This is a genomic window from Rhodococcus sp. B50 (genome assembly GCF_013602415.1).
Classification (GTDB): domain Bacteria; phylum Actinomycetota; class Actinomycetes; order Mycobacteriales; family Mycobacteriaceae; genus Rhodococcus.
Genome location: NZ_WPAG02000003.1, coordinates 20,865 through 33,239, shown reverse-complemented (window position 1 = coordinate 33,239; position 12,375 = coordinate 20,865). Strand labels below are relative to the sequence as shown.

The 12,375-nt window shown below is 66.0% G+C and carries 10 protein-coding genes and 2 pseudogenes; 7 read left to right on the top strand and 5 right to left on the bottom strand.

The features are described from left to right. Position 1 precedes the first annotated feature (1 nt). Both GON09_RS24595 and GON09_RS24590 read right to left on the bottom strand, forming a co-directional pair. Positions 2 to 769, bottom strand: a complete 768-nt coding sequence (locus GON09_RS24595; RefSeq protein WP_213934657.1) for a hypothetical protein — start codon at positions 767 to 769, stop codon at positions 2 to 4. A 6-nt stretch (positions 770 to 775) separates the two neighbouring features. After that, positions 776 to 1,000: a cold shock domain-containing protein gene (locus tag GON09_RS24590; RefSeq protein ID WP_213934656.1), complete on the bottom strand. Its 225-nt coding sequence runs from the start codon at positions 998 to 1,000 to the stop codon at positions 776 to 778. A 78-nt stretch (positions 1,001 to 1,078) separates the two neighbouring features. Here GON09_RS24590 and GON09_RS24585 point away from each other — a divergent pair, with 78 nt between their 5' ends. Together GON09_RS24585 and GON09_RS24580 are read left to right on the top strand one after the other, a co-directional pair. Beyond that, positions 1,079 to 1,528 carry a hypothetical protein gene (locus tag GON09_RS24585; protein WP_213934655.1) on the top strand — a complete coding sequence of 150 codons (450 nt, stop codon included), beginning with the start codon at positions 1,079 to 1,081 and terminating at the stop codon, positions 1,526 to 1,528. Between the two features lie 1,261 nt (positions 1,529 to 2,789). Next, positions 2,790 to 3,830, top strand: a complete 1,041-nt coding sequence (locus GON09_RS24580; protein WP_213934654.1) for an NAD(P)-dependent alcohol dehydrogenase — start codon at positions 2,790 to 2,792, stop codon at positions 3,828 to 3,830. A gap of 13 nt (positions 3,831 to 3,843) precedes the next feature. Here the strand turns inward: GON09_RS24580 and GON09_RS24575 are convergent. Then, a pseudogene (locus GON09_RS24575) lies at positions 3,844 to 4,077 on the bottom strand (succinate dehydrogenase iron-sulfur subunit); the annotation flags it as partial. Between GON09_RS24575 and GON09_RS24570 the strand changes: the two are divergent. The 4 genes and pseudogenes from GON09_RS24570 to GON09_RS24555 form a co-directional block, all read left to right on the top strand. Further along, positions 4,077 to 4,319: pseudogene (locus GON09_RS24570) on the top strand (hypothetical protein); the annotation flags it as partial. The pseudogenes GON09_RS24575 and GON09_RS24570 overlap by 1 nt on opposite strands. 573 nt (positions 4,320 to 4,892) lie before the next feature. After that, positions 4,893 to 5,702, top strand: a complete 810-nt coding sequence (locus GON09_RS24565; protein ID WP_213934651.1) for an N-formylglutamate amidohydrolase — start codon at positions 4,893 to 4,895, stop codon at positions 5,700 to 5,702. A 270-nt stretch (positions 5,703 to 5,972) separates the two neighbouring features. After that, the gene (locus tag GON09_RS24560) at positions 5,973 to 6,206 is read left to right on the top strand and encodes a hypothetical protein (RefSeq protein ID WP_213935268.1); all 234 of its coding nucleotides are present in this window, start codon (positions 5,973 to 5,975) and stop codon (positions 6,204 to 6,206) included. Between the two features lie 77 nt (positions 6,207 to 6,283). Next, positions 6,284 to 6,835, top strand: a complete 552-nt coding sequence (locus tag GON09_RS24555) for a hypothetical protein (RefSeq protein WP_244867005.1) — start codon at positions 6,284 to 6,286, stop codon at positions 6,833 to 6,835. A 94-nt stretch (positions 6,836 to 6,929) separates the two neighbouring features. Here GON09_RS24555 and GON09_RS24550 read toward each other — a convergent pair whose 3' ends face one another. After that, complete coding sequence (locus GON09_RS24550) at positions 6,930 to 7,850, bottom strand: hypothetical protein (RefSeq protein ID WP_213934649.1); 921 nt, start codon at positions 7,848 to 7,850, stop codon at positions 6,930 to 6,932. A 122-nt stretch (positions 7,851 to 7,972) separates the two neighbouring features. Then, positions 7,973 to 8,467 (bottom strand): DUF6932 family protein, encoded by a 495-nt coding sequence (locus GON09_RS24545; protein ID WP_213934648.1) that lies wholly within the window; start codon positions 8,465 to 8,467, stop codon positions 7,973 to 7,975. Between the two features lie 333 nt (positions 8,468 to 8,800). Here GON09_RS24545 and GON09_RS24540 point away from each other — a divergent pair, with 333 nt between their 5' ends. Then, entirely contained in the window at positions 8,801 to 12,280 is a 3,480-nt protein-coding gene (locus tag GON09_RS24540; RefSeq protein WP_213935203.1) for a helicase-related protein, read from the top strand. The last annotated feature ends 95 nt before the right edge of the window (positions 12,281 to 12,375 follow it).

Genomic DNA, 12,375 nt, shown 5'->3' with positions numbered 1-12,375 from the left:
GTCACCGCATGTACGGGTTCGGGGGGAGCGGGTTGATGCCGTCACTGGTCCAGGTCACCGAATTCGCAGCGGTGGTGTCGACGGCCTCGACAGCAGAGCAGGCACGCAACGCCCGGGCGCAGTCGAGGGACGAGCCGACATAGGTCGACATCAGATCGATGTCGGTAGCGACGAACCACGCTCGGTCCTGCGGCCACCACAGATTCGGTCCCCACGAGTCGAGGGTGCGCACCGCATCGCGCACCGTGCCGTGGACCAGAAAGTTCTCCCCATCCGGAATCCTCACCCGGGGCCCAAACCGGGGTAGCCCCAGGCTTTGCGCTGCGCCGCGCCCTTCCCAGAACCCGAACCAACAGTCGTCCGGAGTGGCGGTGTGCTTAGCGAGCACCGCGGCCAGTGCGGCGAACTGTTCTTCGGGCATGTCCCCGATCTCGGGTCCGTCGTCCCATACGGTGCCCTGGCCGTCCCCGACGCCGCGGATGGTCCCGGCGTGCAGCAGGGAGAACCATTCGACGGTCGGATGGATCACCGCCCCGGTCGCGGCCGCGACCTCGGCCCACCGCACCGGCACCGACTCGCCGGAGTCGCGCTCGACGCGCATCGCGGGATGCAGGACCCGCGTGTAGGAGGGGTAGCTCGACGGCACCAAGGATCCGACGGTGGAACCGAAGCGGGTCAGCTCGGCGGTGACCCAGTCACCGGCAGATACATCGTCGAGGACGTCGTGTGCCTGCCACACCAGCTCCCGGTCCTCGTCGTGCGGGGTCATCGCGGGTCACTCAGTCGGCGTGTGGACGCGGGTGGCCCGGAACGAGAATCCGTCCTGCTGTGCGTGTTCCCAGTCGAGCTGAACGGTCGCGCCCACCGTGAGTGCGCGGAATCCGGTTCCGTCGATGTTGCTCCAGTGCGCCCAGCATCCGCCGGGAGTGTCGGGTGAGTCGAGCACTCCCCATCCCAGCTCGCCGTGCCATTCCCGCACCGTTCCGATTGTCCGACTCATGCCGCTCACGATGCCACGACGATCCGTCGTCCACGTGCTGGGTGAACCGTCCGGTGAGGCCACTGGCAGGCTCGGGGCATGAGGATGATCCGAGCTGCGTGGTCGTTGCTGGTGCTCGCGGTGGGCGGGTTCGCGATGACCGCCACGTACGTGGCGTCCTGGCCCCAATCCGAGTTCACCAGTTGCGAGATCGACCCCGCCTACGATCCCGTCGCGTGCAGCGAATCGTTGACCGATCGGGGCGGTGCCGGGTACATCGCGGCAATGCTGTTGCCGACTGTGCTGTGTGCCGTTCCGGTGGTTGTCCCGCGACGAAGCGTGGCGTGGGCGACGGTGGGGACGCTGGTTGTCGCTGCAATCGTGGCCCTCGTGATGGTGGGCGGTGTCGCGATGATGCTGGTCGCCACTGCGGTGGCTGCCACTGTGCTCGCCGGGTTCCATCGCCGCTTGGCGGAGAGAGGCACTACGACCTCGGTCAGCGCGCAGTCGTTTCTCGAACGGGTGCACCAGCAGCAACGAGGCGAATAGGGAAGGTCTTCGGGTTCTTCGGACCGTGCTGTCGACGATCGTTCAACAGCACACTCGTGGCCGTGCCCAGCGGGCCCGTGCGGATTTCCGCCCGACGGCCTCACGGTTCGAGCACCGGTCTCTGTGCGTTTTGTTTCGTTTGCTGCACACATTTCAGTTGTAGGAGGTGTGCATGTCTGCGATCGAACATCCTAGTGCCGTGGAGCAAGAACAGGCACGACAGGCGTTCAATGCCCTCCGGGACGTCAAACCCGGTCCCGACCGCACGAAAATTCCGCCTCCGGCTTCGACCCTGATGCCGCCTCCTGGAACTGGTCGTCCTGCCGTTTCGGCATCGGCAACGAACTTCTCATCTACGTGATGAAGGCCCGTCCCCTTTACTTCGCTCTTCTGCCCTGATTGCGATCCCTGGAACGTGTACCGGTCGGTCCGCAGAGTGGGCTGTAGTCCCGTCCAGCGGGTGAGCGGGGCCGCTACTTCTCGCTCCTCGGGTGGGAAGTCGATGGGGTTCTCGGCCTGGACTCGACCGCTTGGTCATCGGGTTCGAGGGGTCTCGACCTTGGCGCGCCGAAGCAAGGCGGCAGGCCAATGCTCCCCGAAGTCCGCTGGGCGCGTCCCTCCATCGGCCTGCCAAGTCTCACTCTAACGTGCGTAATCGAACATATGTGCGAAAATCGTGCACATGGCGTCCTACGAGCGCGCTCCGAAGTTCTGCCCGAACGGGCATCGACTGGGACCGAAGCGCGTGATAGTGGGATGGACGGCCTGCTGGTGCGAGTCGTCCCTGCGACCATCAGGTGCGAGAGGTCATCGCACCTACAGATGCGTCGAGTGCGCGGCCCAGATCTTCATTCCTCCCCACACCGGACCGCTGTTGTTCGGGGTGCAGTGGCACTCGCGGGAGCCGAAAAAGTCGTGAACTCCTTTGTAGGGGAATCACTCCCGGGCGCAGCGGAACTGTTCGGCTGCACGTAAACGCGATGCCGACGCCCGTTGCGCAGATCGCGGACGTGGCCCACGGGTGAAGCCGTCAGCTATCGGGCCCAACCACGCACAAGACCGACGAGCTCGCCGGTCCAGGACGGACTGTGGGCATCAACGCCCGGCTGCTCTACATGCTCGTGTTCGCCTACAACCGGCTCGGCGTCGGTGTCCTCGTCCGGACCGTCTGACGTCCGAAGCCGGAACGGCCGGCGTCGTATAGCGGAAGATTCGCTGCAGTGCCGGGCAGGCCCACACTCCCGGTCGTAGAGTCGGGCGCATGAAAGCCCTCCAGTACACCGAGATCGGCTCCGAGCCGGTCGTCGTCGACCTCCCTACTCCGGCGCCCGGGCCGGGTGAGATCCTGTTGAAGGTCACCGCGGCCGGGTTGTGCCACTCGGACATCTTCGTAATGGACATGCCGGCGGAGCAGTACGCCTACGGTCTTCCCCTCACTCTCGGTCACGAGGGTGTCGGCACCGTCGCCGAACTCGGTGACGGCGTCACCGGATTCGAGACGGGGGACGCGGTCGCCGTGTACGGGCCGTGGGGTTGCGGTGCGTGCCACGCGTGCGCGCGTGGCCGCGAGAACTACTGCACCCGCGCCACCGAGCTGGGTATCACCCCGCCCGGTCTCGGCTCGCCCGGGTCGATGGCCGAGTACATGATTGTCGACTCGGCGCGCCACCTCGTCCCGATCGGGGACCTCGACCCCGTCGCCGCGGTTCCGCTCACCGACGCCGGTTTGACGCCGTACCACGCGATTTCGCGGGTCCTGCCGCTGCTGGGGCCCGGTTCGACGGCGGTCGTGATCGGGGTCGGGGGACTCGGTCACGTCGGCATCCAGATTCTGCGCGCGGTCAGCGCGGCTCGCGTGATCGCCGTCGATCTCGACGACGACCGCCTCGCGCTCGCCCGCGAGGTCGGCGCCGACGCGGCGGTGAAGTCGGGCGCCGGTGCGGCGGACGCGATCCGGGAACTGACCGGCGGTGAGGGCGCGACGGCGGTGTTCGACTTCGTCGGCGCTCAGTCGACGATCGACACGGCGCAGCAGGTGGTCGCGATCGACGGGCACATCTCGATCGTGGGCATCCACGCCGGCGCACACGCCAAGGTCGGCTTCTTCATGATCCCGTTCGGGGCCTCCGTCGTGACCCCGTACTGGGGCACCCGGTCCGAGCTGATGGAGGTCGTGGACCTGGCCCGCGCGGGCCGCCTCGACATCCACACCGAGACGTTCACTCTCGACGAGGGGCCCGCGGCCTACCGGCGGTTGCGCGAGGGCAGCATCCGTGGTCGCGGCGTGGTCGTCCCGGGCTAATCCCCAGAATGCACTTGGCCTCCTGGATCGCCTTCGTCACCTGGATGCCGCGGGTCACGCGTCGGTGCAGTTCACGGTGGTGCGGCAGCGCCACAAGTCTTCGACGTCGTTGAAGATGTCGAGACGCTCGGCAACGCCTGCTCACGGCTGTCGAAGATGAACCGGTGCGCGTTGACAATGGCGCGGGACCGAAGTAGCTGCCGTCGCTCCAGTACACCGGGCACGAGATAGTGCAGCACTCCTTCAGCACGACCGATGTTCCACCGCACCCGCAACTCCATCGAAGCGCACCTGACAATCGTTTTCACCACCCTTGCCGTCGCTCGTTGCGCCCAGGACCAGACCAGTGTCGCGATCGCGAAGCTGGTCGAGCAGCTGCGGTCGCCGCGCACTTCCACCATCGCCATCTTCGACGACGTGACATCGGATACTGTCCCGGCCGCCGGTGCGCTGGGCGAGCAGTTCCTCGGCCGTTACTCGATGACGTGATGGTAGGAACGTGAGCGAGAACCTGCCGACGAACTGACCGAGGGGTCTCGAACACTCGGATGAGGAGTTCTCCAGCGGCTCGACCGTCGACGTGACTAGTGTGTCGGCAGATATGAGGCTGGGGCGGTTGATCGAACCCGACCCGTCTTATGAGGCAGCGACGTCCAACCTGAACATTTCTTCCCACCACAACCGCCCTACCGGAGCCGAGCTCGCAGACCACGACCGTGTCCAATTCCTCGACTGCGCACATGGCGTGTATGCATCACGGATCCTCGAGCCGATCGAGATGAAGTGCGCAGTCCGTATTCTGCGGCGTCGCAGCGGTTTTGATAACGGGTACGAAGCGCGCGACCTGCAGTTCTGTGGTGAGTGTCGATGATCGACAACTCTTCGCTTCCCGCCTCGCTCCACAGCCACAAGAGCAGCCGGAAACCGGCCATCCCGCACACGGCCAGCGCAACGTGCGTCCCACCTGCTTGGTGAATCGCTACCACCTCGAGGACAATTCGCGTCCCTAGCCCCACCGCCGCACGCACACTCGCTACAAGGACCCCGCAGAGGAGACACAACGTGCCCAACTCCGCACTCTTCGCCCGAGGAGACGACCGATCCCCGGTACTGATCCACGTACCGCACGCCTCCCGTGTGATCCCTTTCGAACTGCGTCCGGACCTACTGCTCACCGATATCGAACTCGCAGCCGAACTCGACGAAGCAACCGACACCGCCACCGACGAGATCGCGGCAGCAGCACTACGCCACACCGGCCTGAAACCGACGACCGTGGTCAACACCCTCTCGCGGCTGGTGGTCGACCCCGAACGGTTCCCCGATGCCGGCGAGCCGGCTAATGTCTTCGGCCGGGGCGCGGTCTACACCCGGACCTGCGCCGGCGGCCCTTTGCGCGCCGAGCCGTATCCGCGCACCGCCGAGTTGATCGATGCCTATTTCCGTCCCTACGCCGATGCGGTCACCGCCGCCGTCGACGACCGCCTGCACACGTGCGGGCGGGCGGTGATCATCGACCTGCACTCCTATCCCGCCGCCCCGTCCGGGTTCGAGGACCCCATCGCCGAGCGTCCGGCGCTGTGCATCGGCACCGACACCGTCCACACCCCCGATTGGTTGATCGACGCCGTCCGTAGTGCGTTCGCCTCCCTGTCCGAGATCGATCAGATCGCCGAGAACACCCCCTACGGCGGAACTTACGTGCCGCTGCGCCACTACGGCCGCGACGAACGCGTGAGCTCGGTGATGATCGAGCTGCGCCGCGATACCTACCTCACCGATCCGCGCACCCCCGATACTGCGCGCATCGACCGGCTCGGCCGCGCCCTCGCCGACCTGATCGACGCGATCACCGCACAGGTAGCCAGCTGATGTGTAAACCCAAACCCGGCCCCCGCTGCACCCCGCACATGCGCGCCCGCCTCACCAAAGCCGCCGCCCGCGTCGACACCGCACGCGCGCGGCTCGCCGACAACCCGGCTCAGCTGCGGCTGCAACAACGACTCGTGGCAGCCGAAGCTGACCATGCTCAGGCCCTGGCGCTGTACGACGCCACGCCCGGCGGGCAGAGCGAGCTCCGAGCAGCAGTCGCTGCCACCACCGACCCGAATACCCGGCACGCGTTGACCGAGCGTCTGCGCGATGCTGAAAAACTACGAGCTGAGCAAACCGACGCGCTGCGCCGCGCCCGCGCAGGACAGACACATCAGGAAGGAACCGACGATGCACAACGAGGAACCGATGACGCAGGAACGCCGCGAGAAGTTCTGGAGGCAGTACGGGTGGAGCCCGGAGCTTCCGGAGGACCAACGCAAGAAGATCGAGCAGCGCTTCACCGACCCGAAGATCGAGGAAGCCGAAGCTCTGGGCTTCTGATCAACGGGCAGCGGATCACCCCTGCTGCCGAGCACAACCTGCCCGACACCGAACGTGAACGCTTCACCTCCGCTGGCATGTCGGTGCCGACGCTCTACGAGCTCGATCCATCCGACTCCGGTGTCTATCGCGCCCAGATGCTCGAACTGACCCGCAAGAATCCCTACGCCGCGTCGGTGTACGTCTACGACGAGGACGAATACCGACAGATGCGTCTTCTGGTGACCGACGACGGACGGGCCGGTGTCGCGCTCAAAGGAGACGAGATCGTCTCGGCGTTCGCCCACAGGAACTGCGCGCACCCGAAGGCCGTGCAGTCGATGCTCTCCCAGGCCACCGCGCTTGGCGGCCGGCGCCTGGACTGCTTCGACACGGTCCTGCCCGATCTGTATGCCGATGCGGGATTCGTGCCCGTTGCGCGGCTGAAGTGGAACGACGACTACGCACCCGAGGGATGGGACTACAACACTTTCCGTGCGTACAACGACGGGCGTCCCGATGTGGTGTTCATGGCCTACGACCGGGATCGCGTCGGCGGCGACTACACGCCGGGGGCGGGGGAGTACGTCGACGATTACGACGATGGGATCGCTCGCGCCCGGCACTACCGACCGAAGTGGCGCCACTGACCGCCGTCAGCTCATTTGGACGTGCCTATCCTGACGCCGAGTGGATAGCCGCCGATATCGGCCTCTTATGACATTTCGCTGACCTGCGTGTCCGTCAGCCGTCCAGTAGCTTCTCGTCGTGCTGGATGATCCGCCGGAACACATTGGTGGTGTCGAGCACTTTTCCTGTGCGATCGGAAGTAATCGTCTGATCAACTTCCACACGGATGTACTCACCCAGTGGGATCTGATTTTCCTTGATCAGCGATTGAGGGACTCCAACCACTTCGTGCTTCTTCGCCCGTGGCGCCATGCGGGTCGCGAGGACAAGCTTGCCGTCGATGCTGATGCTGTGCGTATAACCACCCAGTTCTTCAGGGGTGGTGCGCTGTCGACCCTTGAACACCTCGTTGGCATGCCTGACACCGGCCATGGAGAGTCGCGATCTCCGCCGGTCCCCCCTGTGCTGAAAGGCGGTCACTTCCAGGCCGACGCCCGCAGTCCGGAGATCGTCGGCCATCATGCGTACCGCATTGAGGAGTTCCTTGTCCCCATTTTTCCAGCTCAGGGGTAATTCCCCCTGCTCAAGGCCATCGTGGATTGCGAGGACGCGACGCACGGCGAAGTCGAACTCCGTATCTGCGTCCTCGCCTATCGACCCTTCGGGTGCGGGCTCCGGAAAGACCGGGCGAAGGTCGATGATCGTACTTCCCTCGCGCAAACCGACCGCTTCGATGCGGCCGATTCCACGCTTCACAGCGTCCTGGGGCAGTGCCGCTTCGATCTCTTTCTGAAACCGAGGTAGGACGAACGCGATGTTGCTGGTCAAGCTGCCATTCTCGACATTCGCTCCGAAGATACGCAGGCTGATCAGCGTCGGCAGGCCCATTCGCGGCTCGATCGCTTGAAGTGACGTCGCGAGTGAGCGACGAGCACCGGAGACGAGGTCGACGTCATCGTCATTGTCATCGGTGTCGAGCCAGGCTGGGGACTGGTAGTCACGCAGCAGCTGAGGAAAGCGATCCGCCAAGCCCATCTCTGATCACCTCCAGGTACCCGCGGCGCGGCGCCGAATCTGCGACGGTAAGTGGCCCCTTCACCGGAGATGAACGGACGCGCTGCCAAAAATCATCCATCAATCCGCGGACCAGCACATAGTCATGTTCGAGAATCGATATCTCGCGCGCATGCATCGTCGTGACGGGCCACCAGGTGACCGGGAACGGCTCTACCCCGAAATCCCGTACAACCGACTCCCGGTTCCCGGTTCCCGGTTCCCGGTTCCCGGTTCCCGGTTCCCGGTTCCCGGTTCCCGAAGAGCTTGCCTATCTTCCCGCAGCCCGGCTTGCCTTTGATTGCGTCAAGCTTGGGGCCGTCCAAGATCGGTGACACGTCAACGTCGTCGGGATCCAGCTTGGCGCTGGTGAAGCTGCCGCCGACCCAGATTCGACGAAGTACATCGCTCGTACCAACCATGTCCTCGAGGCGTTCCCATTCGGCCATGTAGCGCACGAGGCCTGCGAACAGCTTGCGGCGGGTGACAGATCCTGCGAACTGCGAATCTTCAACGAAGACACGCTGAACTTCCTCAAGTGTGCAGGTATATCTCCCGACAGGGAGATATCCACTCATCGGATCGGTCGCCGGGATCACGCGTAGATTCCCCTCATCTTGCCTGATTGAAGCAGTTTCGTGCGTCAACATACCGTGGCACTTGGCGTGGGTACTGCGACAGCACCGGGCACGCCCGGGAATCCCGCGACGACCCCCGAGCATCGCAACTAGCGTTGCGTACCTGCGCTGTCCGACCCCGAGCAACGAGAACACCCTAGGAACATGCCTGACAGAGTCCGCACAGTCGGATCGGAATATCTGTAATTCCGGGTGCGTGTGACGTTCTTCGCCCGGCGAACGATCACACACGTACGGCAACGACGCCGCAGGGGAGAAGGAGTACGGACAGTGTCGGGATCATCGCCGGAGGGGATGCCGGTGCGGCTCGAGGATCTCGACCGCGGTCAGTTGCTTTGTGGTCTGCAACCCGGTCCGGTCACCCTCGTCGATGTCGACCGGCACGGCCCCGACGCGGTGACGGTGACGTTCAAGGACACCACTGGCGGTCTGGGTCAACAATTGCTGTACCGGACCGACGAGGAACGCCTGCGGATCGAGACACCGCAGGCCCGCTGGTCGTTCGATGCCGATCCGGCCGACTTCCGCCTCGCCGCCGAAGCACTCCGCATCCGCATGGCCGGCCTGCACGATCCGATGGTGGCGGTCTCCTCCAGCGCGGTCGATCCGTTGCCGCACCAGATCCGCGCCGTCTACGGCGAACTGCTGCCCCGCACCCCACTCCGGTTCGTCCTCGCCGACGACCCCGGCGCCGGCAAGACGATCATGGCCGGGCTCTACGCGAAAGAACTGATGCTGCGCGGGGACCTGACCCGCATGTTGATCGTCGCCCCCGGCTCGCTGGTCGAGCAGTGGCAGGACGAGCTGGCCACCAAGTTCGGCATCGACGCCCAGCTGCTCTCGCGAGAGATGATCGCCTCGAGCCCGGACGCGAACCCCTTCGAACGCTATCCGCTGTTGATCGCACGGATGGACCAGCTCGCCCGCAACGACGACCTGCTCGCCTTGCTCGACACCAGCGAGTGGGATCTGGTGGTCGTCGACGAGGCACACCGGATGTCGGCGACCTGGTACGGCGGCGAACTCGATGTGACCCGCCGCTACCAGCTCGGCCAGCGTCTCGGGCAGATCACCCGGCACCTGCTGCTGATGACCGCCACCCCGCACAACGGCAACGAAACCAGCTTCCAGGCGTTCATGGCGCTACTCGACCCCGACCGCTTCGAAGGCGAATACCGATCCGGCGCGCACACCACCGACACCTCCGGGCTGATGCGCCGCATGGTCAAAGAAGAACTGCTCACCTTCGACGGCACCCCGCTGTTCCCCGAACGGATCGCCGAGACCGTGCCGTACACCCTCTCCGACGGCGAACGCCAGCTCTACGACGAGGTCACCCGCTACGTGCGCGAGGAGATGAACCGCGCCGACCGTCTCGGTGCCGACAACCCCCGCGCCCGCACCGTCGGCTTCGCCCTGACCGTGCTGCAACGACGCCTGGCGTCCTCCCCGCACGCGATCGTCCGCTCGCTGCAACGCCGCCGCGAACGCCTCGGCGCCAAACGCCGCGACCTGCTCACCCCCACCCCGACGAGCCGGGTCGACGACTTCGCCCTGACCGGGATCGACTTCGACGATCCGGACGAGTACGACGCCGGCGAACGCGAAGAGATGGAAGAGCAGGTCGTCGACGCCGCCACCGCGGCGCAGACCGTCGCCGAACTCGACATCGAAATCGCCCGCCTCGGGGTGCTCGTCGCCCTCGCCGAGCAGGTCCGCGACTCCGGCGAGGACCGCAAGTGGGCCGAACTGCGCTCGCTGCTGCTGGACCGGAATCTGCTGCGCGACGCCCAGGGCGCACCGCGCAAGCTGATCGTGTTCACCGAACACCGCGACACCCTCGACTATCTGACCTCCCAGATCCGCAACATCCTCGGCCGTGAAGACGCGGTGGTCACCATCCACGGCGGCACCCGCCGCGAAGACCGCCGCGCCATCCGCGAGCAGTTCACTCACCACCCGGACACCCAGGTGCTCATCGCCACCGACGCCGCCGGGGAAGGGTTGAACCTGCAGGCCGCCCACCTGATGATCAACTACGACCTGCCGTGGAACCCCAACCGGCTCGAGCAGCGCTTCGGCCGGATCCACCGCATCGGCCAACGCCATACCTGCCGACTCTGGAATCTCGTCGCCGACGGCACCCGCGAAGGCCACGTGTTCACCCGGCTGCTCGAGAAGATGGAAACCCAGCGCCGCGCCTACGGCGGCCGCCTGTTCGACGTCCTCGGCGACGCCTTCACCGACCGCCCGCTGCGCACCCTGTTGCTCGATGCGATCCGCTACGGCGACGACCCGGCCCGCCTGGCCGCCCTCGACCAGGTCGTCGACGCCGAAGTCTCCCGCGGCCTGGACACCCTGATCGAAGAACGCGCCCTGGCCCACGAAGCCCTCGCCCCGCACGAACTCGAGCGGCTGCGCCGCGAGATGGACGAAGCCCGCGCCCGCCGGCTACAACCGCACTACATCGCCGCGTTCTTCCACGACGCCTTCCCCCGCCTTGGCGGACGGCTACCGCGCCGGGAAGCCGGCCGGTTCGAGACCACCCACGTCCCCGCCGCGTTGCGGGCCCGGCAGCGTCCGGGTGCGGCGGTGCCGATCGTCTCGCGCTATCAGCGGGTCACCTTCGATCCCGACCGCATCGACCTGGGCGAGCCCACCGCACCGCGCGCCGAACTGCTCGCCCCCGGCCATCCGCTGCTCGACACCGTCCTTGACGCCACCATCGAAACCCACCAACGGGCATTAGAGACTGGCACCATGCTGTTCGACCCGCACGACCCGGCCGAACACCCCCGGCTGATCGTGGCCGTCACCGGCGAGATCACCGACGGCACCGGCACCGTGGTGTCCAAACGCTTCGACTTCATCACCCTCACCCCCGACGGCACCGCCACCGTGTGCGGCCCCGCCCCCTATCTTGACCTGCAGCCCCTTCCCGCCGAGGCACGTACCGTCGCTGACGAGGTCCTCGGCCACCGCTGGCTTGCCGGCGGCGTCGAGCAACTCGCCGCCAGATGGGCCATCACCCACGCCCAACCCGAACATCTCGCCCAGGTGACCGAGCGGATCGTGCCGCTGCTCGACAAAACCCGCGCCGCGGTGCACAAACGACTCACTCAGCAAATCAACTATCTCGACAGCGAAGCCGCCCGCCTGCGCGATGTCCTGGCCACCCGCACCCAGGGCCGGCACGCCAAACCCCGCCACAGCCCCGAACGCCTCGAAGCCCGCGCACGCGACCTCGAAGCCCGCCTCACCGCCCGCACCACCGAACTCGACCTGCAGTCCCTCCTGGCCGCCAAACCCCCACAGATCGCCGGCGCCGTGCTCGTCATTCCCGCTGGAAGGCTGCCCGGCGCTCCCGCCCAGCACGCCAAGGACACCGCGCGGATCGAACGCCGCGCCGTCGACAAGGTCCTCGCCGCCGAACACGCTTTGGGGCGGATTCCGGAGGAGATGCCGCACAACAACAAGGGCTACGACATCCGCTCCCTCGACCCGCAGGACGGGCACTACGTGTTCATCGAGGTCAAAGGCCGCATCGAAGGCGCCGAGGACTTCACCGTCACCTTCAACGAAGTCCTCTACGGAAAGAACGTCCCCGACCGGCACCGCCTGGCCATGGTCTCGGTCAGCGACCGCGGCCCCGACCACGATCAGCTGCGGTATGTGCACGAACCATTCCGGCGCATCGACTTGGGCGATCTTGCCGCCACCGAGGTGCGCCTGCACTGGGCCAAAACCTGGGCGAAAGGCGGACCACCTTCCTAGCAGCCTCACGGTCTCACCCGATCGGGCACCCCCGCTGGATCACGGCACGCCCGACACTACTGTTTCCCATACCAGGCTCCCAGCAGCACCGATGT